Origin of the sequence: Streptomyces sp. WAC07094, from assembly GCF_036320405.1 — a bacterium.
GTDB classification, from domain to species: Bacteria; Actinomycetota; Actinomycetes; order Streptomycetales; family Streptomycetaceae; genus Streptomyces; species Streptomyces lannensis.
This window is the reverse complement of record NZ_JAVMJZ010000001.1, coordinates 2,121,862-2,143,974: the sequence shown is the minus strand read 5'-3', so window position 1 is coordinate 2,143,974 and position 22,113 is coordinate 2,121,862. Positions and strand designations below refer to the sequence as shown.

The 22,113-nt window shown below is 71.0% G+C and carries 22 protein-coding genes; 13 read left to right on the top strand and 9 right to left on the bottom strand.

Annotation, left to right across the window (positions count from 1 at the left end; genetic code table 11):
* Positions 1-51: 51 nt before the first annotated feature.
* The 5 genes from RCR19_RS09395 to zapE all read right to left on the bottom strand — a co-directional run bounded on the left by RCR19_RS09395 (position 52) and on the right by zapE (position 5,053).
* Positions 52-1,062 carry an SPFH domain-containing protein gene (locus RCR19_RS09395; protein ID WP_331264729.1) on the bottom strand — a complete coding sequence of 337 codons (1,011 nt, stop codon included), beginning with the start codon at positions 1,060-1,062 and terminating at the stop codon, positions 52-54.
* A 132-nt stretch (positions 1,063-1,194) separates the two neighbouring features.
* The gene (locus tag RCR19_RS09390; protein ID WP_331264728.1) at positions 1,195-2,661 is read right to left on the bottom strand and encodes a SulP family inorganic anion transporter; all 1,467 of its coding nucleotides are present in this window, start codon (positions 2,659-2,661) and stop codon (positions 1,195-1,197) included.
* 8 nt (positions 2,662-2,669) lie between these two features.
* Positions 2,670-3,251 (bottom strand): carbonic anhydrase, encoded by a 582-nt coding sequence (locus RCR19_RS09385; RefSeq protein WP_331264727.1) that lies wholly within the window; start codon positions 3,249-3,251, stop codon positions 2,670-2,672.
* Positions 3,252-3,400: 149 nt separating this feature from the next.
* Complete coding sequence (locus RCR19_RS09380) at positions 3,401-3,790, bottom strand: hypothetical protein (RefSeq protein ID WP_331264726.1); 390 nt, start codon at positions 3,788-3,790, stop codon at positions 3,401-3,403.
* A gap of 165 nt (positions 3,791-3,955) precedes the next feature.
* Positions 3,956-5,053: a cell division protein ZapE gene (gene zapE, locus RCR19_RS09375; RefSeq protein ID WP_331264725.1), complete on the bottom strand. Its 1,098-nt coding sequence runs from the start codon at positions 5,051-5,053 to the stop codon at positions 3,956-3,958.
* A gap of 37 nt (positions 5,054-5,090) precedes the next feature.
* Here zapE and RCR19_RS09370 point away from each other — a divergent pair, with 37 nt between their 5' ends.
* The 12 genes from RCR19_RS09370 to RCR19_RS09315 all read left to right on the top strand — a co-directional run bounded on the left by RCR19_RS09370 (position 5,091) and on the right by RCR19_RS09315 (position 16,529).
* Positions 5,091-5,918 (top strand): pyrimidine reductase family protein, encoded by an 828-nt coding sequence (locus RCR19_RS09370; protein WP_331264724.1) that lies wholly within the window; start codon positions 5,091-5,093, stop codon positions 5,916-5,918.
* 223 nt (positions 5,919-6,141) lie between these two features.
* The gene (locus RCR19_RS09365) at positions 6,142-6,618 is read left to right on the top strand and encodes an indole-3-glycerol phosphate synthase (RefSeq protein WP_331264723.1); all 477 of its coding nucleotides are present in this window, start codon (positions 6,142-6,144) and stop codon (positions 6,616-6,618) included.
* A gap of 82 nt (positions 6,619-6,700) precedes the next feature.
* On the top strand, positions 6,701-8,092 hold the full coding sequence (murC, locus tag RCR19_RS09360; protein WP_331264722.1) for a UDP-N-acetylmuramate--L-alanine ligase: 1,392 nt from the start codon (positions 6,701-6,703) through the stop codon (positions 8,090-8,092).
* A gap of 24 nt (positions 8,093-8,116) precedes the next feature.
* Complete coding sequence (msrB, locus tag RCR19_RS09355) at positions 8,117-8,524, top strand: peptide-methionine (R)-S-oxide reductase MsrB (protein ID WP_059132279.1); 408 nt, start codon at positions 8,117-8,119, stop codon at positions 8,522-8,524.
* A gap of 226 nt (positions 8,525-8,750) precedes the next feature.
* Positions 8,751-9,761: a substrate-binding domain-containing protein gene (locus tag RCR19_RS09350; RefSeq protein WP_331264721.1), complete on the top strand. Its 1,011-nt coding sequence runs from the start codon at positions 8,751-8,753 to the stop codon at positions 9,759-9,761.
* 164 nt (positions 9,762-9,925) lie between these two features.
* Positions 9,926-12,259 carry a nitrate- and nitrite sensing domain-containing protein gene (locus RCR19_RS09345; RefSeq protein WP_331264720.1) on the top strand — a complete coding sequence of 778 codons (2,334 nt, stop codon included), beginning with the start codon at positions 9,926-9,928 and terminating at the stop codon, positions 12,257-12,259.
* Between the two features lie 11 nt (positions 12,260-12,270).
* Complete coding sequence (locus tag RCR19_RS09340; protein WP_331264719.1) at positions 12,271-12,702, top strand: roadblock/LC7 domain-containing protein; 432 nt, start codon at positions 12,271-12,273, stop codon at positions 12,700-12,702.
* Complete coding sequence (locus RCR19_RS09335) at positions 12,699-13,055, top strand: DUF742 domain-containing protein (RefSeq protein WP_331264718.1); 357 nt, start codon at positions 12,699-12,701, stop codon at positions 13,053-13,055. Before RCR19_RS09340 ends, RCR19_RS09335 begins: the two co-directional genes overlap by 4 nt.
* The gene (locus RCR19_RS09330; RefSeq protein ID WP_331264717.1) at positions 13,042-13,665 is read left to right on the top strand and encodes an ATP/GTP-binding protein; all 624 of its coding nucleotides are present in this window, start codon (positions 13,042-13,044) and stop codon (positions 13,663-13,665) included. The genes RCR19_RS09335 and RCR19_RS09330 overlap by 14 nt, the downstream gene beginning before the upstream one ends.
* A 358-nt stretch (positions 13,666-14,023) precedes the next feature.
* The gene (locus RCR19_RS09325; RefSeq protein ID WP_331264716.1) at positions 14,024-15,154 is read left to right on the top strand and encodes an ABC transporter ATP-binding protein; all 1,131 of its coding nucleotides are present in this window, start codon (positions 14,024-14,026) and stop codon (positions 15,152-15,154) included.
* The gene (locus tag RCR19_RS09320; RefSeq protein ID WP_059132237.1) at positions 15,151-15,864 is read left to right on the top strand and encodes an ABC transporter permease subunit; all 714 of its coding nucleotides are present in this window, start codon (positions 15,151-15,153) and stop codon (positions 15,862-15,864) included. Before RCR19_RS09325 ends, RCR19_RS09320 begins: the two co-directional genes overlap by 4 nt.
* Complete coding sequence (locus RCR19_RS09315) at positions 15,861-16,529, top strand: ABC transporter permease (protein WP_331264715.1); 669 nt, start codon at positions 15,861-15,863, stop codon at positions 16,527-16,529. The genes RCR19_RS09320 and RCR19_RS09315 overlap by 4 nt, the downstream gene beginning before the upstream one ends.
* A 54-nt stretch (positions 16,530-16,583) precedes the next feature.
* Here the strand turns inward: RCR19_RS09315 and RCR19_RS09310 are convergent, their stop codons facing one another.
* Genes RCR19_RS09310 through RCR19_RS09295 form a run of 4 tightly spaced genes read right to left on the bottom strand, consistent with a single transcriptional unit; the run spans position 16,584 to position 20,705 of the window.
* Positions 16,584-17,219 carry an ATP/GTP-binding protein gene (locus RCR19_RS09310; RefSeq protein WP_319115024.1) on the bottom strand — a complete coding sequence of 212 codons (636 nt, stop codon included), beginning with the start codon at positions 17,217-17,219 and terminating at the stop codon, positions 16,584-16,586.
* Entirely contained in the window at positions 17,206-17,643 is a 438-nt protein-coding gene (locus RCR19_RS09305; protein WP_331264714.1) for a DUF742 domain-containing protein, read from the bottom strand. The genes RCR19_RS09310 and RCR19_RS09305 overlap by 14 nt, the downstream gene beginning before the upstream one ends.
* 36 nt (positions 17,644-17,679) lie before the next feature.
* Positions 17,680-18,156 (bottom strand): roadblock/LC7 domain-containing protein, encoded by a 477-nt coding sequence (locus RCR19_RS09300; RefSeq protein WP_059132240.1) that lies wholly within the window; start codon positions 18,154-18,156, stop codon positions 17,680-17,682.
* The gene (locus tag RCR19_RS09295) at positions 18,153-20,705 is read right to left on the bottom strand and encodes an ATP-binding protein (RefSeq protein WP_331264713.1); all 2,553 of its coding nucleotides are present in this window, start codon (positions 20,703-20,705) and stop codon (positions 18,153-18,155) included. Before RCR19_RS09295 ends, RCR19_RS09300 begins: the two co-directional genes overlap by 4 nt.
* Before the next feature lie 422 nt (positions 20,706-21,127).
* Here RCR19_RS09295 and RCR19_RS09290 point away from each other — a divergent pair, with 422 nt between their 5' ends.
* Positions 21,128-22,090, top strand: coding sequence for an ABC transporter substrate-binding protein (locus tag RCR19_RS09290; protein WP_220291882.1), 963 nt, complete (start codon positions 21,128-21,130; stop codon positions 22,088-22,090).
* Positions 22,091-22,113 lie beyond the last annotated feature (23 nt).

The window sequence follows — 22,113 nt, the reverse complement described above, 5'->3', positions numbered from 1 at the left end:
CTCTCAATTCCCCGGCCGCCGTGCGCTTCTGCGCAGGTGGCCGGTCCAGATCTACGGCTGGGCCGACGGGGAGCCGTCGGCTGTGGGGCCGGACCGCAGTGCGGTCGGCTCGGGCTCCGGGGCCGCCTCGGGTGCCGGCACCTGTTCGACGGGTCGATCGGCCGCCGACGCGACCGCGTCCGCCGGCGAGGGCGCGGCTTTCTCCAAGGGCTTCGGTGCCGTCGAGGGCGTGGAAGTCGCCTTCTCCTCGGCAGTCGGCGCCGGCGAGGACCGGCCTTCGTCGGGGCCCTGCGCTCCGTCCGGGGGCGCCGCCCGTTCGAGGAAGCGCAGCAGTTCGACCGGGAACGGCAGCACAAGGGTGGAGTTCTTCTCGGCCGCGACCGCGACCACGGTCTGCAGCAGCCGCAGCTGGAGCGCGGCGGGCTGTTCGGACATCACCCCGGCGGCCTCGGCCAGCTTCTTGGAGGCCTGCAGCTCCGCGTCCGCGTTGATGATGCGTGCGCGGCGCTCACGGTCGGCCTCCGCCTGCCGGGCCATCGAACGCTTCATCGTGTCGGGCAGGGACACGTCCTTGATCTCGACCCGGTCGATCTGCACACCCCAGCCGATGGCCGGACTGTCGATCATCAGCTCGAGCCCCTGGTTGAGCTTCTCCCGGTTGGAGAGCAGGTCGTCCAGATCGCTCTTGCCGATGATCGAGCGCAGCGAGGTCTGTGCCATCTGCGAGACCGCGAACCGGTAGTCCTCCACCTGGATGAGCGCGTTCGCCGCGTCGACCACCTTGAAGTAGACGACGGCGTCCACCCGTACGGTCACGTTGTCCCGCGTGATGCCTTCCTGGGCGGGGATGGGCAGCGTGACGATCTGCATGTTCACCTTGTGCATCCGGTCGACTCCCGGAACGATCACGGTGAAGCCCGGCGCCCTGGGGGACCCGAGAAGCCGTCCGAACCGGAAGACCACGCCACGCTCGTACTGCTTGATGACCCGCGCCGCGGCGGCGAGGCCCACGAGCCCGACGGCGCCCGCCGCCACCAAGGCACCCACCAGCTCCTGGATCATGACGACCTCCTCGTCGAGAGGCCAGGTATGTCTGTACTTGCCACCATAATTCCGTCGAAGCCCACGAGGCGAGGGCCACCGGAGCGATGCCGGCAGGCCCTCGCCCCGCAGGGGCGGAACGGTTGTGCGCCGTCAGCGGCCGGACGTCATCCGCACCGGCTCCGTCCCGGCCGCGCTGTGCCGTTCCGCCCAGTTCTCCAGGGCCGTACGGCAGGCGTGGTCGAGGTGGTGCAGTCCCGACAGGTCCAGCTCGACGGGACGGTCCTGGGGAAGCGCCTCCAGGCTGTCGAGGATCTTCGGCAGCCGCAGGAAGGTCGCGTTGCCCGACAGATGCGCCTGGACCGGGCCCGCGCCCTTGTCGACGACCTCCAGCCTGATGTGCGAGGCCTCCCAGGCGGTCTTCGCAACGGCGAGGGCAAGGCCGATGAGCACCCCTTCGAACATACTGACCGCGACGATCGACAGCGCGGTGACCACGAGGATGAACGCCTCGCCCCGGTGCTCCCGCCACAGGGTGACGAGCTGCCGCACGGGGACGAGCCTGGCGCCGGAGTACACGAGGATCCCGGCCAGCGCGGGGATCGGTATGTGCGCCAGCACGGACGGCAGCAGTGCCGCGAACAGCAGCAGCCACACGCCGTGCAGCACCCGGGAGGCCTTGGTTCTGGCACCGGCCTGGACGTTGGCCGCGCTGCGCACGATCACCGCGGTCATGGGCAGCGCGCCGAGCAGCCCGCAGACCGTGTTGCCGGCGCCCTGGGCCATCAGCTCCCTGTTGTACTCGGTGCGTGGACCGTTGTGCAGCCGGTCCACGGCGGCGGCGCTGAACAGCGACTCGGCCGAGGCGATCAGGGTGAACGCGACGATCGTGCCGAGCAGGCCGACACTCGCCTGTTCACCGAGGGCGTCAAGGGACGGTGGGTGGACGGAGTCCAGCAGTCCCCTGACCTCGACCGTGGCCACCCGCAGTCCGAGGACGGCGGTGGCGAGGGTGGCGAGCGCCACCGCAGCGAGGGGCCCGGGCACCGCCCGCACCACGCGGGGCAGGTACGGCCACAGCAGGAGGACGGCGATGGTGCCGGCACCGAGGGCGAGTGCGGGGAGCGCCTCGGTGTTCGCGACGGCGCCGGCCAGCGCCCCGGGCAGTCCGGCCAGCTTCTCCGGGCCGGATGCGGGGGCCTGCTGCCCGGCCACCGAGTACAGCTGCCCGGCGACCAGCACCAGACCGATGCCGGCCAGCATGCCTTCCACCACGGAGACGGAGATCGCCCGGAACCAGCGCCCCAGCCGCAGGGCGCCCATGAGGAGCTGGAGCACACCGGTGGCGAGCACGATCGCGCCCAGCACCGGGAGCCCGAACTCCCGCACCGCCTCGAAGACCAGCACGGTCAGCCCCGCCGCCGGCCCGGAGACCTGGAGGCTGCTCCCGCGCATCAGCCCGGTGACGATGCCGCCCACGATGCCGGTGACCAGGCCGAGTTCGGCGGGTACGCCGGAGGCGACGGCCACCCCCACGCACAGCGGTAGCGCGACGAGGAAGACGACGAGGGAGGCGGCGAAGTCCCCTTTGAGATGCGGTAATCCGCGCAGTGCGGTCATCGGCCCGCTCACAGCGCTTCGAACGTGTCGGTGGAGGCGCTGTGTGTGCGTACCGCACCGGTGTGCACCTCGTAGTACCAGCCGTGCAGACGCAGCCGGCCCGTGGCCAGGCGTTGTTCGACACACGGGTAGGACCGCAGGCGCAGCAACTGCGCGAGCACATGGTTCTGGACGGCCTCGGCGACCGTCGGGTCGTCGGCGTCGGACGCCTGTGGTTCGGGTGCGGCGTGCGCCAGCCAGTCACGCACGGCCGGCACCGCGGTGAGGTCGTCGCCGCGCACCAGCGCGCCGACGGCTCCGCAGTGGGAGTGGCCGCAGACGACGACGTCACCGACGCCGAGCACCTCGACGGCGTACTCGATGGTGGCCGCTTCGCCGGTGGGGCGGTCGGAGACGTACGGGGGCACGATGTTGCCGGCGGTGCGCAGTTCGAAGAGCTCACCGGGCCGGGCTCCGGTGATCAGCGCGGGGACCACCCGGGAGTCCGAGCAGGTGATGAACAGGACCTCGGGCGACTGGCCGTCGGCCAGCGGGGCGAAGTCCTCCGGGCGCTGTCCGTGCGCACGGGCGTGATCGATGAGGGGCTGCATTGTCAGTTCCTCCTGGCGCGCCTCGGATGGCGCGTCGGCGTACGAGAACGTGGCAGATGCGGGTACGGCGACATGACCCCACGTCGACGCGCTCGGCCAACGTGGCGTGGTGAGGGGAGGGTCGGGTCAGTCCGTACCCGGGGAGCAGCTCAGCGGCGGAACACCTGAAGTGCCGCGGGAGAATGAGCGGTTGACGGTCTTGATATGCCCGGTGCGGTGCGGTGCGCGGTCGGCGGCCGCCCGTCGGTGATGTCGCCCGCCTGCCGCGTGGGCGCGGGGGGCTCCGGAACCGCGTCCGCGGATGCGCGGTGGCGGTCGCGGGTGCGCAGCGGACCTGTGGGGCCCGGGGAGTGTCCGAGACCACCGCGGGTGACGGCCTCGTCAGCGCGCTTGCTCATGACCGCTTCCGGGGTTGCGGCGGCGGTCGCACGGGGCTTGTGCGCCGAGGCGGGGGACGCGGAGGGCGCGAGGAGATACAGGGCCAGCAGGACGGCGGAGAGAATCGCGGGAGTGAACCGGACCGCCGTGCCTCGTCCCATGACCTCCCCTCCCCGCCATGAGCGTCCGTCGTAGGTGCCTCGGCGAACACGTTAACCCGGCTTGCGCGTTTGCAGGGTCAACTTCGCGCTTCAGGTAAAGGAGAGCCCAAAAATCGAGGTGAGGATGGCCGGAACGCGCCGGTGGTGCACATCCGTTTGGTTCTGTTACGCCTCGACGAAACCTTTCGCGTCCCGGGCGAGCGCCGTGAGGCGGGAGATCGCGCGGAAGTACTTCTTGCGGTAGCCGCCGTTCAGCATCTCGTCGCTGAACAGCTTGTCGAACGGCACTCCGGAGGCCAGTACCGGCACCTCGCGGTCGTAGAGCCGGTCCGCGAGCACCACGAGCCGCAGTGCGGTGGACTGGTCCGGCACCGGCCCGACGTCGGTCAGGCAGACCGCCCTGAGGCCGTCGGTCAGTGCGCCGTACCGGCTCGGGTGCACATGCGCGAGGTGCTCCAGCAGGTGCGGGAAGTCGTCGAGCGAGGCGCCCGGGGTGGCGTACGCCGCCTTGGCCACCTGCTCGTCGCTGTACGGCGCCGGGGCCTCGGGCAGACCGCGGTGGCGGTAGTCCTCGCCGTCGATGCGCAGCGTGCGGAAGCGCGCGGACAGGCCCTGGATCTCGCGCAGGAAGTCCGCGGCGGCGAAGCGGCCCTCGCCGAGCTTGCCCGGCAGGGTGTTGGAGGTGGCCGCCAGGGCGACGCCCGCGTCGACGAGCTTGCCGAGCAGGGTGGAGACGAGGACGGTGTCGCCCGGGTCGTCGAGCTCGAACTCGTCGATGCACAGCAGGCGATGGCCGGAGAGCGTGCGGACCGTCTGCTGGAAGCCCAGCGCGCCGACCAGGTTCGTGAGCTCCACGAAGGTGCCGAAGGCCTTCAGCGAGGGAGCGGCCGGGGTCGCGTGCCACAAGGAGGCGAGCAGGTGGGTCTTGCCGACGCCGTACCCGCCGTCGAGGTAGACGCCGCGGGGACCGGCGGGCGCCTTCGCCCTGGCCTTCCCGAAGCCGAAGAACGAGCGCCCGGCGGACACCGCGTGCGCGCCGGCGAGCCCCCCGGCGAAGTCCTCGAGGACGTGGACGGCCTCGCTCTGGCTGGGCTGGTTCGGGTCCGGAATGTACGTCGCGAAGCGGACCGAGTCGAAGCGCGGCGGCGGCACCATTTCGGCGACGAGCCGGTCGGCGGGGACGTGCGGCTCGCGGGAGGACAGGGAGAGCGGAGCCGTTTCGGCTATCGGCTCGATCCCGGAGGCGGCGGTGGAGGACGACACGGTTCACCAGCTTAAGCGCCGTGCCACACTGCTCGGCATGCGACGCCTGTTCCCTGTGACCGACGAGACAGTGGCCCGACCGGGTGGTGCGACTGCGGGCGCCGGCCCTGCCGTCCCGCCCGGCGACCGCGAGTGGACGCCGGAGGAACTGGCCGCGGCGTACGCCTACCCCGAGACCGGTACGGGCGGCCGGGAGCCGTGGCTGCGGGCCAACATGGTCTCCACCCTCGACGGGGCCGCCCAGCACGACGGCCGCTCCCAGCCCATCTCGAACGCCGCCGACATGCGGATCTTCGGCACACTGCGGGGGCTCGCGGACGTGGTGGTCGTGGGCGCGCAGACGGTACGGCAGGAGGGATACCGCCCGGCGCGCGAACGGGAAGCCTTCGCGGCGCTGCGGAAGGCCGCCGGGCAGGGACCGGCGCCCGCGATCGCCGTGGTGAGCGCGAGCCTCGAGCTGGACTTCTCCGAGCCGCTGTTCAGCTCGCCCCTGGTGCCCACGCTGGTGCTGACCGGTGCCGCGGCGGCGCCCGACCGGGTGGCCGCCGCCGAGCGGGCCGGCGCCCGGGTGGTGATCGCCGGGGACGGCATGGGGGTGGACCCGGTCCGTGCCGTACGCGCCCTCGCGGACCTCGGCATGAGCCGGCTGCTCACCGAGGGCGGCCCGCGCCTGCTGGGGCAGCTGGTGGCGTCCGGGGTCCTCGACGAGCTCTGTCTGACCGTCTCCCCGATGCTCACGGCGGGCGACGCGCAGCGGATCGCCGGGGGTCCCTCGGTCGCGGTGCCCCGGCGGTTCACGCTGGTGTCGCTGCTGGAGGAGGAAGGCTTCCTGTTCGGCCGCTACTGCCGCGACCAGCCGAGATGACGTCATGATCTCTGCGGAATCGGACCCCTATGTACCGGTTTTTCGGGGATCTTCCGGCATGTTATGGAATCTCCCGTTCCGTTTATTTCCCGATGGGCACACTCAATCTCGTGGTGCCCGTCCGATCACGGGGCAGGATGGTTTCCGCAAGACCTCGAAGGGCCCGCGCAGCAGAGGCCCGCCGGGGTTCTCAAGGATTCGAAGAGAAGAAGGGGCGCCCGTCGTGTTCACGAGCGTACTGATGATCGAGAAGGCCCTCACATCCGCCGACGTGGAATTCGTCACCACCCTGCACGGTGACGAGTCGGTCACCTTCCACGTGCTGCTGCAGCCCCGCGGCGACCAGGCGGACCGCCTGCTGCGGGCCATCGACGACATCGCCCTGGGTGAGCTGGACGAGGCGGCGCACGAGCGGGACACGCCCGAGGGCAGGAGTGCCGCGGCCCTGGGGCGGCAGGCGCTGGACGTCTCCCTTGCCGCTCTGCACGCGGCGGGCAGCGAGGCCGAGGGCAGGCTCATCGAGGACCATCCGCTGGACGCGCTCAAGGCGCTCGTCGCGGAGATCGGCGCGGACGAGGTGATCGTGCTGACCGACCCCCACTACGTGGAGGAGTTCTTCCACCGCGACTGGGCGTCGAGAGCCCGGCACAAGGTGGGCGTGCCGGTGCTGAAGCTGTTCTCGCACAGCAAGGCGCAGTGACCGGTCGGTGTACGTCGACCCGGACGGCACGCAATAGGCTGGGACGCTGAACGCACGCCGTACCAGCACTCAGGAGACACGCATGGCACCCGGCATCCCCACCGCCATGGACCGACCGCACTTCATCGGCATCGGCGGCGCCGGAATGTCGGGCATCGCGAAGATCCTCGCCCAGCGTGGCGCCGTGGTGGCGGGCAGTGACGCCAAGGACTCGCCCACCGCCGAGGCCCTGCGCGCGCTGGGCGTGACGGTGCACATCGGTCACGCGGCCGAGCATCTCGCCGACGACGCCGGCTGCGTCGTCGTCTCCTCCGCCATCCGGGCCGACAACCCGGAGCTGGCGCGGGCGGCGGAGCTGGGCATCCCCGTGGTGCACCGCTCGGACGCCCTGGCACGCCTGATGGACGGCCTGCGCCCGATCGCGGTCGCCGGCACCCACGGCAAGACGACGACGACGTCGATGCTGGCGGTGTCCCTGACCGAGCTTGGCCTTTCGCCGTCCTACGCGATCGGCGGCGACCTGGACGCCCCCGGCTCCAACGCGCTGCACGGCGAGGGCGACATCTTCGTCGCCGAGGCCGACGAGAGCGACCGCAGCTTCCACAAGTACGCGCCCGAGGTCGCGATCGTCCTCAACGTCGAACTCGACCACCACGCGAACTACGCGTCCATGGAGGAGATCTACGAGTCCTTCCAGACCTTCGCGGGCCGGATCGTGCCCGGCGGGACGCTGGTGGTGGCGGCCGACCACGAGGGCGCACGCGAGCTGACGCGACGGCTGGCGGGATCGGTGCGGACGGTGACGTACGGGGAGTCGCAGGACGCCGACGTCCGCATCCTCTCCGTGGTCCCGCAGGGACTGAAGAGCGAGGTGACGGTGGACCTCGGCGGCTCCCGGCTGACCTTCACGGTCTCCGTCCCCGGCCGCCACTACGCGCACAACGCCGTGGCGGCGCTGGCCGCGGGCGTGGCGCTGGGTGTCCCGGCGGCCGAGCTGGCGTCGGCCCTCGGGGCCTACACGGGCGTGAAGCGCCGTCTCCAGCTCAAGGGCGAGGAGTCGGGCGTCCAGGTGATCGACTCGTACGCGCACCACCCGACGGAGATGACGGCGGACCTGGAGGCGATGCGGGCGGCGGCCGGCGAGGCCCGCATCCTGGTGCTCTTCCAGCCCCACCTGTTCTCCCGCACCCAGGAGCTGGGCAAGGAGATGGGCGAGGCGCTCGCGCTGGCGGACGCCTCGGTGGTCCTGGACATCTACCCGGCCCGTGAGGACCCGATCCCCGGCGTGACGAGTGAGTTGATCATCGATGCGGCGCGGACGGCCGGCGCGGACGTGCGGGCCGTCCACGACAAGGCGGAGGCCCCCGCGGTCGTGGCGGGAATGGCGAAGCAGGGCGATCTCGTTCTCACCATGGGAGCGGGCGACGTCACCGACCTCGGCCCGCGGATCCTGGAACGTCTCGCACAGAAGTGACACGGAAGTAAGGGGTTGGCCTACATGTCGTACGACGTCGACAAGCCGGACGAGCAGTGGCGGGCGGAGCTGACCCCGGCGGAGTACGCGGTACTGCGCCAGGCCGGCACGGAACCCGCCTTCGTGGGTGAGTACACCGACACCAAGACCAAGGGCGTCTACTCCTGTCGGGCCTGCGGCGCGGAACTGTTCACCTCGGACACGAAGTTCGAGTCCCACTGCGGATGGCCGTCCTTCTACGACCCGAAGGACACCGAAGCGGTGGAGCTGCTGGTGGACCGCTCGCACGGAATGGTCCGCACCGAGGTGCGCTGCGCCCGCTGCGGATCGCATCTGGGGCACGTCTTCGAGGGCGAGGGCTATCCCACGCCGACCGATCAGCGGTACTGCATCAACAGCATCTCGATGCGGTTGACGCCCGACGAGGGCTGAGCACGTCCGAAGGCTCCCTCGGCTCCCCGGAGCCGTGGGGGCCTTCGCATGGACAGGGCACGCGGCGCCGGGTGGCCGCGGTGGACGGCCGGCCCACCGGCCACGTCACAATGCGGCGGCAACAACCGCTACAAGGGGTAGCCGACTTGACCACCGGCGGTCACCCGCGATTTGCTCCGGCCCAGCCTTCCTCCTGCTCGGCTGCACAGCGAGGTGCCGCACCCCCATGAAGACTCCTCCCACACCCCACCCCCTCCGCGGATCCGCACGGGCGACGGCCGTCGCCTGCGCCGCCGTCGTCTGCCTGCTCATGGCCGGCTGCACCGGCTCCGGTGACTCCCCGTCCGGCTCGGACGCGAAGGTGCCCGGTGCCGCGGGGCTCAGAGTCACCCTGGTCACCCACGGAGCCGAGGGGGACGCGTTCTGGGAGCTGGTGAAGAAGGGTGCGGAGGCGGCGGCGGCGAAGGACGGCGCCGACCTGACGTACGCGAACGACCCCGATGCGGCGGGTCAGGCGGAACTGGTGCGGGAGGCGATCCGGGACCGCGCCGACGGCATCGCGCTGACGCTCGCCAAACCGGACGCCATGAAGGGCCCGATCGGCGAGGCCAGGGCGGCCGGCATACCGGTCGTCGGTCTCAACTCCGGTATCGACGCCTGGCGTTCCGACGGCGTCCTCGAGTACTTCGGCCAGGACGAGAGCCTCGCGGGCCGGGCCGTGGGCGACAAGCTGGACGGTCTCGGCGCCCACCACGCCCTGTGTGTCATCCATGAGCGGGGCAACGTGGCCCTGGAGGCGCGCTGCGCCGGCGTGAAGAAGGCGTTCGGCGGCGACACCGACATGCTCTATGTGGACGGCACCGACACGAACGCCCTGACCGAGTCGGTCGCGGCCAGGCTGCGGCAGGACCCGGGCATCGACGAAGTGGTCACGCTGGGCGCGCAGTTCGCCCTTGCCGCCGTCCGGTCCGTGCGGCAGGCGGACAGCAGGGCCCGTGTCGCCACCTTCGATCTCAACAAGGACCTGGTCAAGGCCGTGCAGGACGGCGACGTGCAGTTCGCGGTCGACCAACAGCCCTATCTGCAGGGCTATCTCGCCGTCGACGCGCTCTGGCTCTACAAGTCCAACGGCAACGTCAGCGGAGGCGGCGTCGCGCCGGTGCTCACCGGTCCGGCGTTCGTGACCAAGGCGAACGTCGCATCGGTGGCGAGACTCGCGGCCGACGGCACGCGCTGAGCGGACGCCGTGCCGGGGGTCGATCTCGCGTCGATTCCGCGGCTCTCGGTGCGTTGGGTCAGATGTGCGGATAGCATCCTGCGCACCCCCTGTGCCGCATCGGACACGCAGTCACCCCGCGTTCGTCCCCACCCCCCCGTTCCCCGGTTCGCTCTAGGACGACGATGTCTCGACGGACTCCGACAGCTCTCCGGCGCCGTCTCGCCTCCATACGCCTCTCCCTGATCCTGCTGGCTCTGGTGCCCAGCGTCACCCTCGCCGTCATCTGGACCGTGACGACGACCCAGATGCTGTCCGAGGGGCTGAGGTTGCGCTCGCAGACGGAGCTGAGCAGGTCGACCGGTGCCATGGGCACCGAGGCGGCACTCGCACTGCAGCAGGAACGCAGCCTGTCGGCGGCGTGGCTGGCCGCGCCGCACGGCTCCCGGGCCGCCCTCGACGCACAGCGGGCGAAGACGGACACGGCGGTGGCACAACTGGTGGACCAGGCCGACGCGATCAAGAGGGCGCCCGCCCGCATCAGGGACCGCATGTACTCGGTCGTCGCGTCGGTGGGCAGCCTGGAGTACTACCGGGACCAGGTGGACCACCCGACCGACATCACCGCCGGGCAGGCCGTGGACCAGTACACCGCCATCATCGACGACCAGGTGCACGCCTTCCAGGAGCTCTCCCAGGTCGACGACGGCGATCTCACCTCGCAGGCGGAACCGCTCGTCGCGCTGGAGCACGCCGCCGAGCTGGTCTCCCAGGAGGACGCACAGCTCACCCTGGCCTGGCCGTCCGGGCACCTGGACGACACGACCTGGAACCGGTTCGCACAGCTGGTCCACGCCCGCCGCTGGCTGGTCGAGGACCAGATCGTCCCCTCGCTCGAGGGCAGTACGAAGACCGAGACCGAAAGGATCCTGCAGTCGGCGCAGTGGCATGCCCTGCAGACCGTCGAGGACCAGGTGCTCGCGGCACGCGTGAGGACCGGCGGCTCGCACGGGATGGCGTTGCCGGACGCGCGGAAACGATGGAGCACGGCGATGACCAGGCTCTCCGACCAGTACGCGACGCTGATCCGGCAGCAGACGGCGCTCCTGCTCGACCGCAGTGCCGAGAGGTCCGACGGGCTGCTGATCAAGGCCGGGTTCCTCAGCGCGGCCGGCCTGGCCGCACTGCTGCTGTGCGTCGGCATGTCCTGGCGGATCACCCGGTCCCTGTCCCGGCGGCTGAGGGGCCTGAGGGCCGCCACGCTCGGCCTGGCGCAGGACCGGCTGCCCGACGTGGTCGCCCGGCTGGACCGGGGGGAGAAGGTCGACGTGGAGTCGGCGACCCCGCCGCTGGACTACGGCGACGACGAACTCGGCCAGGTCGCCCAGGCGTTCAACACCGCCCAGCGCACGGCCGTGCACACGGCGGTCGAACTCGCCGACACCCGGCGCGGTTTCCAGAAGGTCATCCTCGGTATCGCCCGGCAGAGCCAGAACCTGGTCAACCTCCAGCTCAGCAAGCTCGATGCGCTGGAACGCCGCCACCAGGACCCGGACGTCCTCCAAGGGCTGTACGAACTCGACTCCACCGCCAGCCAGTTGCGCCGCTACGAGGAGAACCTCGTCATCATCAGCGGTGAGCGGCCCCGGCGCCACTGGAGCGAACCGGTCTCGCTGGTCGACATCCTGCGCAGCGCCGTCGGCGAGGTCGCCGAATACCAGCGGGTCGAGGTGCACACCGAGGAGGACGTGTACCTCTCCCCGCCCGCGGTGGCCGACGTGATCCACCTGCTGGCCGAGCTGATCGACAACGCGACCGTGTACTCGCCCGCGCCCAGCCCCGTCGGGGTGCGGGCGGCGGTGGTGGCCAAGGGGCTCGCGATCGAGATCGAGGATCGCGGCCTCGGCATGCCGGAGGACGACTACGCCCAGCTCAACGAGCAACTCGCGGCGCCCCCGCAGTTCGACGTGGTGGCGCTCGCCGACGATCTGCGGCTCGGCATGTTCGTGGTCGCCCGGCTCGCCACCCGGCACGGCATCGGGGTGACGCTGCGTCCCTCGCCGTACGGGGGGACCACGGCGATCGTCCTCGTCCCGCACGACATCGTGGTGCGGCAGAGCCCGTCCTCCCGGAAGACGCCGTCCGAGGTGCCGGGGCGGAGGCCCGGGCACCTCGGCGCCGAACCCTCCGCCGCGCCCTCCACCGAGGGTGCGGCCGCAGGAGAGGCCGCGCCCCTGCCGCGCCGGGTGCCGCAGACGAGTCTGGCCGCCGAACTGCGGGAGGAGGCCGCGCCCGCCGAGGAGGACGCCCGCCGGGACGAGTTCACCGCCGACCGCGCCGCCTCCTCCCTCGCCGGCTTCCAGCGCGGCACGCGCCTGGCGCGCGACGACGCCCCGTGGGACCTGGACGACCCGGAGGAGCCGGACCGGGAGGAGGCCGCCGCCCGGTCCGGTCCCGGCGAAGGCGTCCGTGCCGCAGGACCACCCGTCCCCTCGACCCCGCCCGCCGACCGCTCGTGAAGGACACCGACATGACACGCCCCATCCCCGCCACGCACACACAGCTCGACCAGTTGCTGACCGGACTCGTGGACCGGGTCGCCGACGTCAACCACGCCGTGGTGCTCTCCGAGGACGGACTGGTCGTCAGCAAGTCCACGGGTTTCCCGCGCGACGACGCCGAACGGCTGGCGGCGACCGCGTCCGGTCTGATGAGCCTCAGCAAGGGGGTCAGCCTGGACTTCGGCGGCGGCCCGGTGCGACAGGCGCTCATCGAGCTGGCCCGCAGCTATCTCATCCTCACCTCGGCCGGGGCAGGCACCCATCTCGTCGTCCTCACCGGACCGGGCGCCGACGTCGGTGTGGTGGCGTACCAGATGAACATGCTGGTGAAAAAGATCGGCGAGCACTTGAGTGCGGCACCACGCGGAGACGGCGCCGGCTCCGGCAGCGGCGAGAGGTGAACGGAGGCGACGCGGCGGGCCGGCTCGTCCGGCCGTTCACGCTGACCGGCGGACGGACCCGGCCCACCCGCGCCGACTTCACCCTCATCTCGACCGTGACGGCGGTGGACCCGCCGCCCGAGTGGGGCAGCCGGCCGCAGCCCGAGCACACGCGGATCCTGAAGCGGTGCGCCGAGCCGATCGCGGTGGCGGAGCTCGCCGCCCTTCTCGACCTCCCGGTGAGCGTGGTCGTGATCATGCTCTGCGATCTGCTGGAGGCGGGGCGGATCACCGTCCGTCCGCCGCACCCCCTCTCCCGCACCCCGGACCTGGAGATGCTGCAGAAAGTGAGGGACGGCCTTGGCCGACTCTGACACCGCCGTCCGGCCGCCGTCAGCGCCCGACACGGTGAAGATCCTGATCGCCGGGGGGTTCGGCGTCGGCAAGACCACCATGGTCGGCTCGGTCAGCGAGATCACCCCGCTGTCCACCGAGGAAGCGCTCACCGTCGCCGGACTGGACGTCGACGACCTCGCAGGCGTCGAGGAGAAACGGGCCACCACCGTGGCCCTCGACTTCGGCCGGATCACGATCGGCCAGGAGCTCGTGCTGTACCTCTTCGGCACACCCGGTCAGCAGCGGTTCTGGTTCATGTGGAACGACCTGGCCATCGGTGCGCTGGGCGCCGTGGTCCTCATCGACGTCCGCCGCCCGGAGTCGAGTTTCGCCGCCATCGACTTCTTCGAGCGCCGGGGCATCCCGTTCGTCGTCGGCGTCAACGGCTTCCACGGGCGCCATCCCTACCCGCCCGAGACGATCCGGGACGCGCTGGCCCTGCCGGAACACGCCCAGGTGCTGCTGTGCGACGCGCGGGAGCGGGGGTCGTGCAGGGACGTTCTGCTCGCCCTGATCGACCAGTTGATCGCCTCGGCCGACCGGTCCGGCCCCGGGACCTTCGGTGACGGCCGAGGCCCCCGCTCCTGACCTGTGCGGCGCATTGCGCGGTGGAGGCGAGGGTCGTGATCCAGCCGTGGTCATGAGGTTCGCGCACACTCCGGAGTCCGGGACGCGGTGGGCCTCCAGACTGTCCGCACGTCCGCCGACGGTGACGGCGGGGCGACACGGCGAACGCTCCCGGCGTGGTCGGGACGGCCGGTTCGGGCGCGTCCCGGGGGCCCGGACCAGCGTGTCGCACGGTCCCGCACCACAGGCCCCACCGACTTCGGGCACGTCACCCGCCACGGCGCCGCAACACTCGGCGTCTACACTCTCCCGGCAACGGCCCTCGCGACATCGGCCGGGACATCGTCGCTTCTGCCACACCCGAAGGGTATTCGGCGCTTTGATACGGATAGATTCAGTCACCAAGCGGTACCCGGACGGCACGGTGGCGGTCGACCGGTTGTCGTTGGAGATACCGGACCGCTCGATCACCGTCCTCGTCGGCCCCTCGGGCTGCGGCAAGACGACGACCCTGCGCATGATCAACCGGATGATCGAGCCGAGCGAGGGCACGATCACCCTCGACGGAGTCGACATCAGCCGCCAGCCGGTGAACTCGCTGCGCAGGTCGATGGGTTACGTCATCCAGAACGCCGGCCTCTTCCAGCACCGCACCGTCGTCGACAACATCGCGACCGTGCCCCGGCTGCTCGGCTGGAGCAAGGACAAGGCCCGGGAGCGAGCCCGCGAGCTGATGGAACGGGTCGGCCTGGACCCCTCCTTCGCCAAGCGCTACCCGTACCAGCTCTCCGGCGGCCAGCAGCAGCGCGTCGGTGTGGCCCGGGCGCTAGCCGCGGACCCGCCGGTGCTGCTCATGGACGAGCCGTTCTCCGCCGTCGACCCGATCGTGCGCAAGGGGCTGCAGGAAGAGCTGCTGCGTATCCAGGAGGAGTTGGGCAAGACCATCGTCTTCGTCACCCATGACATCGACGAGGCGATCCGGCTCGGGACGATGGTCGCCGTGATGCGGACCGGAGGCAGGCTCGCCCAGTTCGCGCCGCCGGCCGAGCTGCTGTCGTCCCCGGCCGACTCGTTCGTGGAGGACTTCCTCGGCACGGACCGCGGCATCCGGCGGCTGTCCTTCTTCACCTCCGAGGCCCTGGAGCTGAAGAAGACCCCGATCGTCGCCGTCGACTCCTCCGCCGAGCAGATCGCCTCCCGTGGGGGGCCGGACGTTCCGTACCTGCTGGTCACCGACCTCGAGGGCAGGCCGCTCGGCTGGAGCGAACCCGGGGATCTGGCCGCGGGGAGGATCGAGGCCGGCCGACTGCTGTCCTACGGGCGGCCGTTCGTGCACGGCAAGGACTCGCTGCGTGCCGCGCTCGACTGCGCGGTGCTCTCGCCCACCGGCTGGGCCGTGGCGGTGGACGGCGACGGCCGGGTCGTCGGGGTCGTGTCGCAGCAGACGATCGGTGAGGCGATCCGCAACGCCCATGCGGCGCAGGAGCGGGACGAGAAGGTCGCGGGATGAGCGGGTTCTTCGACATCCCGAGCGACCTCCAGCACAGTTGGCTCGGCCTCGTCGGTCTGCATCTGCGGGAGGCCCTGCTGCCGGTCCTGGCCGGCCTGCTCGTCTCCCTGCCGGTCGCCCAGCTGTGTGTGAGGTTCCGCTGGCTGTACCCGCCGGTCCTGGGTGTGACGACCGTGCTGTACGCCATTCCGTCGCTGGCCTTCTTCGTGGTCCTCATCGACTACACCGGCCAGACCGAACTCACCGTGATGATCCCGCTGGCCGTGTACAGCTTGGTGGTGCTCGTCCCGGCGATCGTGGACGGCGTCCGATCGGTCCCGCAGGAGACGCTGGCCGCGGCCACGGCCATGGGCTTCGGGCCTGTGCGCCGCTACCTCCAGGTGCAGCTGCCGATCGCCGTCCCCGCGATCATCGCCGGGCTGCGTGTGGCCACCGTGTCCAGCATCAGCCTGGTCAGCGTCGGCATGCTGATCGGCAACCAGGGCGCACTGGGCAACCTCCTCAACGACGCGAACATCTACCATCGGCCCGAGCTCGCCTGGAACTCCGTGATCACCACGGCGGTCCTGGCGATCCTGGCCGACGCCGCGCTGGTCCTCGTACGTCTGCTGCTGACCCCCTGGATGCCGAGCGGCACACGCAGCAGGCGGCGCAAGCCGGCGGCGGCCGGTCCCGACGCGACCGTGCCCGCCCTGGAGGACGCCCGGTGAACGTGCTCAACTTCGTCCACGCCTTCTTCAGCGACGGCGCCCACTGGCACGGATACGACGGCATACCCACCCGCGTGTGGGAGCACATCCAGTTCACCCTGGAGGCGCTCGCCATCGCGGCCGCGATCGGCCTGCCGGTCGGCCTGGTCACCGGCCACTACGGACGCGGCGGCAACGTCCTGGCCCTGATCGCCACCGCCGGGCGGGCGCTGCCCAGTTTCGGTCTGCTGGTGCTGCTGTTCATCCTGCTCGGGTTCGGCGTGGTGCCGGTGATGATCCCGCTGGTCGTGCTCGCCATCCCACCGATCCTCGTCACCACCTACGAGGCCGTCCGCTCCGTCGACCCCTCCCCGGTGGACGCCGCGCGGGGCATGGGCATGCAGGAGTCACGGATCCTCTTCCGGGTGGAGTTCCCGGTCGCGCTGCCGCTGATCCTCAGCGGGCTGCGCTCGGCCGCCATCCAGATCGTCTCCACCGCCACCATCGCCGCCTACGTCAGTCTCGGCGGCCTCGGCAGGTACATCATCGACGGTCTCTACCAGAGGAACTACGAGAAGGTGGTGGGCGGCGCCACCCTGGTCGCCGTGATGGCGCTGGTGACGCTCGCGCTGTTCTGGGCGGTCGCGCGGTTCACGGTCTCTCCCGGGGTGCGCCGAAGCGCCTGACGCACGACGCGGGGCCCGGGGAGGTGCCAGGCCCCGCGTCGTGCGTTGCGGGGCTCATCCCTCGCTGCGCGCCAGCGCCTGCTCCAGCACCACGAGCAGCGCGTCCCGCACCGACCCGCGCTCCCGGGCGTCGAAGACGACGACCGGGACGTGTTCGGAGACGTCCAGCGCCCAGCGGACCTCGTTCACGTCGTACTCCACCTTGCCGTCGAAGGCGTTGAGGGCGACCGCGAACGGGATGTCCTTGTGCTCGAAGTAGTCCACGGCCGCATAGCAGTCGTCGAGCCGCCGTGTGTCGACGATGACGAGCCCGCCGACCGCGCCCTCCACGATGTCGTCCCACATGAAGCCGAAACGGTCCTGCCCGGGTGTTCCGAACAGGTACAGCTTCAGGGTCGGGTCGATGGTGATGCAGCCGAAGTCCATCGCGACCGTGGTCGTGGTCTTGCGCGGGGTGTGGGTGAGGTCGTCCACCCCGGCCGCGACCTCGGTGATCGCCGCCTCGGTGGTGAGCGGCTCGATCTCGGAGATGGAGCCGACGGCGGTGGTCTTGCCCACGCCGAAGCCGCCGGCGATCACCATCTTGACCGGCAGCGGCGGTCGTACGGCGGTCTGCGCCGCACCCGGGGTCCCGCCGGCCGGGGCGGAGCCGTGGGCGCGGGGCCGAGCGGCCGGTTCAGTCGGTGTCACGGAGTACCCCCCGGGAGTCGGGGACGGCGCGGAGGCCATCGATAACCCTTCGCAGGACGGACGCGTCGCGCGTGACGTCGATGTGTGGCACGTACACCGTCAGCTGCCCGGCGGCGCGCAGGTCCTCGGCGAGGACCCGGACCACGTTCAGATGCAGCCGCAGCCGGGCCGCGATCTCCGCGATGGACTGCGGCTGCCTGCATGCGGCGACGATGTCGTGCTGCTCGAACGAGAGCCGGTCGAGCGCCTCGAGCCCCTGGGCGGTTGCCACCACCTGGGTCTCGACGGGCATCGGCCGTCCGGACGCAGTGGGCGCCACCCGGCCGGCGGTGACGAGGAACGGCCGAACGGCGGCGACGGGACCGAACGGGTCCACCGGGAAACCGTCGTCGTCGGCACCGCGCGCAGTGCGGCCGTCCGCCATGGGTGCTACTTCCTTCCTCGACCGGGCGGTGCCTGGTCACCCCGCCGAGGCGGCGCCGACGCTGTTCTTCAGCTCCAGCACGAGCTGAGGGCTGAGGGCGGCGCCGGCCCGGTTGGCGAACAGGGTCATCTCATAGGCGACGTTGCCCAGTTTGGCCTCCTTGTCGGTGACCACGCCGAGCACGGCGCCGCTGCCGATGGCGGAGACGAGGACGTGACCGCCCTCCAGATCGATGATGACCTTGTTGAGGCCGCCCAGCCCGTAGTTGCCCGACGCGCCGGCGGCAAGGCTGGTGATGCCGGAGACGATCGCCGCCAGCCGCTCCGAGTCGGCGTGCTCGCGCAGTTCGGAGACGGCGATGAGCAGTCCGTCGGAGGAGACGGCGATGGCGTCGACGACACCCGCTGTCTCGGTGGCGAAACGGTTGAGCAGCCAGGTGAAGTCGGCTGCGGCGGCCTGCAGTTCGGCCGGTGTGGTGCCGGTGGCCGGGGTGTCACCTGTCGACGTACTCACTGCTCCGCTCCTTTCGGGAGGTGGTTCTGGTCGAGCGTGTCATGGGGGGAGGTTCGTGCGGTGCTGTCGCGGTGGGCGCGTTCCACCGCGGCCTCGAACTCCTCGAGCGCGGAGCGGACCTCTTCCGCGTCGGCGGGCCGGGGTGCCGGGGATTCCGTCTGCGGGGCCTCGGCGGTGCGCAGGGTCGCACCCCGTACCCGGCGGCGCAGTGGCCTGACCCCGCCGGGAACGTCCGCACCGGGCGGCGTTCCGCCGGCGCGGGCGCCGGCAGCCGTCTCCCGCGAGCGAGGACGGGGGACGAACGGGACCTCCTCGGCCCGGTCGTGGAGGTCCCCGGAGGCCCTCTCCTCGACCGGATCCGCCTCACGGCGCGGAACGCGCCGGGGCAGTGAGCCGGACCCGGCCTCGGAGGCATCACGCCCGGGCGAGGGCGACTGGCCCGCGGCGGCGGGCACGGCCTCGGACGCGGTCTCGGCGACGGCGACCGCCGAAGGCACCGGCCCGGAGGGGGCGGCGGACTCCTGTCCGGTCGTGCCCGGGGCGTCCACGGCGGCCGGGACCTGCTCCGGGACGAGCACCGGGCTCATCGTCAGCAGCAGCGACGAGGGCAGCTCGACCGTCGCCGTGACACCGCCGCCGGGCGTGCGGGCGAGCACGACCGTGATCTCCCAGCGCCGGGCCAGCGTGCCGACCACGAACAGACCGAGCACCTTGGTCGGTACGACGTCCAGCCGCTCGCGGCGGATCAGCCGGGCGTTCTCCTCCGCCAGCCGCTCGGCGCTCATGCCGAGACCGTGGTCGGCGACCTCGATCACGGCCCCCTCGCCGCCCATGCGCACCGTCACCTCGACGGGGCTGCCCGCGGGGGAGAACGAGACGGCGTTCTCGAGGAGTTCGGCGACCATCAGGGTCAGGTCGCCGATGATGTCGGGCGCGACCATGATCTCGGTCTCGGCGAGCAGCCGGACCCGCTGGAAGCCCTCGATCTGGCCGAGCGCTGCGCGGACCACGTTGGTGAGCGCGGTGGGACCGGACTCCAGGACGGTCTCGCGGATGCCCGCGAGCAGCATCAGGCTGTCCGCGTTGCGCCGCAGGCGTACGGCGATGTGGTCGATGGAGTAGAGGCGTTCGAGGAGCGCCGGGTCGGTCTCGCCCCGCTCCACCGCGTCGATCAGGACCAGTTGGCGTGTGGTCAGGTTGCTCACCCGGCGCCCGACGTTGCCGAACATCTCGGCGACGTTGCGGCGGCTGAGCACCTGGCGCTCCAGCAGCGCGGCCGCGGTGGTCTGCACATGGTTGAAGGCCTCGGCCAGTTCACCGATCTCGTCGCGCGCGGTGACGGATATCTCGCGCAGCCGCGGCGCGCCGTCGTCCTCGGCGTCGTCGTCGGCCACCCGGGAGAGCTCGCGCCCGGCGGCCTTGGCCACCTGCTGGGCGGCGCCGGTGAGGGCCAGCACCGGGCGGACCACCGAGCGGCGCACCAGCACGGAGAGCGCGATCCAGCAGACGAAGCTGATCAGCGCGAGGTTCAGCAGCAGCGCGGCTCGCCACTGGGCCGTCTCGGAGGCGGCGTCGGCCCGGTCTGCGATCTGGTCGATGAGCGACGTGGTGATCCGGAGCCGGTTCTCGGCCTGTTCCGGGTAGGCGGGGTAGCCGTTCAGGGCGTCCGTGAACGTCCGGCCAATGTCGGCCGGGGTGTTCATCTGCAGCCCGCTGGGATCGACCTGGAGCGCGGCGTACGCCTGGGCGATCTCCCACTGTGCGGTGTTGTGCTCGATCCCGGCGAGCTCGTCGGCCTGCTCGGGGGAGGCGAACCGGCCGAAGCGGTCTGCCTGGTAGGTGAACAGCTCGTGCGAGCCGACCGCGCCCGTGAACTCGATGAGCGCGTTGGCGTCACCGGTCGTCGCGGAGAAGACCCCGGTCTCGAACGCGCCGTGCGCGGCGTCGGCGCGCAGCAGCGAGTCGAGCAGATTGCCGGTGAAGGTGGCGGCCAGATCCGCGTTGCGCTCGAGCCCCAGACCGTCGATCAGGCCCTTGGAGGCGTTGGTGTAGGCGGGGTCGATGTTGTCGGCGGGCAGGTACCCCTGCTCGATGGTGTCGCGCAGACCGGCGAGGCCCTCGACCTCCATCAGCGCCTGCTCCTCCGTGTCCGGCAGCCGGTCGCCGAAGGCGGAGCGCACCTTGGCGATCTGGTCGTCGACCGCGTCCTGCGCCGATCGGTAGGCGGACAGCGAGGGCCTGGTGTCCACGGACGCCTCGTACCGTACGGAGAGCAGGATGGCCTGCTGGTGTTCGGCCTGTACCCGGCCGACGAGGCGTGCCACCTGGGTGCTGTCGCGGACGAGCCGCGCCGCGGACTCCGCCCTGTCCGACTGCTGAACGAGGTCGGTGATGAGGTACGCGAGAAGTACGGCGACCACCGCGAGCGGTACCCCGACGAGGACGTTGAGCTTGCGACGGAAGGGCCACCGCTCGGCGAAGCCGCGAATGCCACCCCGTGGCGGTGACGGCGCCGGCCGGACCGACGCGTCCACCTCGTTCGTGGACACCAAGCCTCCTTCGAAGGCGTCTTCGGGCGCGCGAGGATCTCGCGGAACCACAATCGAACGACCGGGGTCACAGGCGGAACCGGTCGAAGCCGGAGCAGAACGGTGCAAGGCGGTCCGGAACGCCGTTGTCGGCCCGCACTGCTGCCTGTTGTCAACTTCCCGGAGACTACCGTCTCTTCGAGCCCCGAATCCGATCGTCCCAAGTCAAGAATCCATTACATCGAGCACGCCGTTCCGCCTCCGAGGATCCGCCCTCTCTTCACAACCGGGCGTTCGCAACGAATTGCGCATCGAGGCCAATCGGTGACCAGAATTCTCTTGACTGGGCTTGAAGTGGCTGGATTGGATCAGTGGAGTGTGGTGGCGAACCCCCGCACAGCTCCGCCACGCCCTCCCCCATCCCCGAGTCCGGAACGGGAATCGTGACTTCTACCGCGAACACCAGCACGTCCAGCAGGAGACTCCCCGGCGCGGCCGCCGTCGCGCTCGCCGCCACGGCGGCACTGCTCGCGGGGTGTTCCTCGTCCTCCGACAGCAAGTCCGACAACCCGCTCTCCGGAGACAAGGCCGGCAACGGCACCGTGGTGGTCGGCTCCAACAACTTCGCCGAGAGCATCCTGATCGCCGACATCTACGGCGAGGCCCTCAAGGCCAAGGGCGTCAAGGTCACGTACAAGCCCAACATCGGCAGCCGCGAGACCACCTACGGCCTGCTGAAGAACGGCTCCATCACGGTCCTTCCGGAGTACAACGGCGCACTGCTGGCCTACCTCGACAAGGACGCCGCCCCGAAGACTGCCGCCGCCACGACGGCCGCCATCGAGGCCAAGCTCGACCCGAAGCTGACGCTCCTCGACCCGGCGCCCGCGCAGGACAAGGACTCGGTCACCGTCAACGCGGCCACGGCGAAGAAGTACAGCCTCACCGACAAGTCCACCATCGCGGACCTCCAGCCCATCGCCAAGGACCTGGTGATCGGTGGTTCCCCGGAGTTCCAGACCCGCCAGCAGGGCCTGGAGGGACTCGAGAAGGTCTACAAACTGCAGTTCAAGTCCTTCAAGGCGCTCGACGCGGGCGGCCCGCTCACCCAGGCGGCGCTGAAGAAGAACACGGTGCAGGCCGCGGACATCTTCACCACGGACCCGACCATCTCCAAGGAGAAGTTCGTCGTCCTCCAGGACCCGGAGAACCTCTTCGGATTCGAGAACGTGCAGCCGCTCGTCTACAAGTCGGGGCTCTCCCAGAAGGGCGTCGACGCGCTCAACGCCGTCTCCGCCAAGCTGGACACCGCGGCCCTGCTGGACCTGGACACCCAGGTGCAACTCGAGAACAAGGACCCGCTCGACGTCGCCAAGGCCTGGCTGACGTCGGTCGGCCTCGGCTGACGTCCGAGCCGTAGACCCGCGAA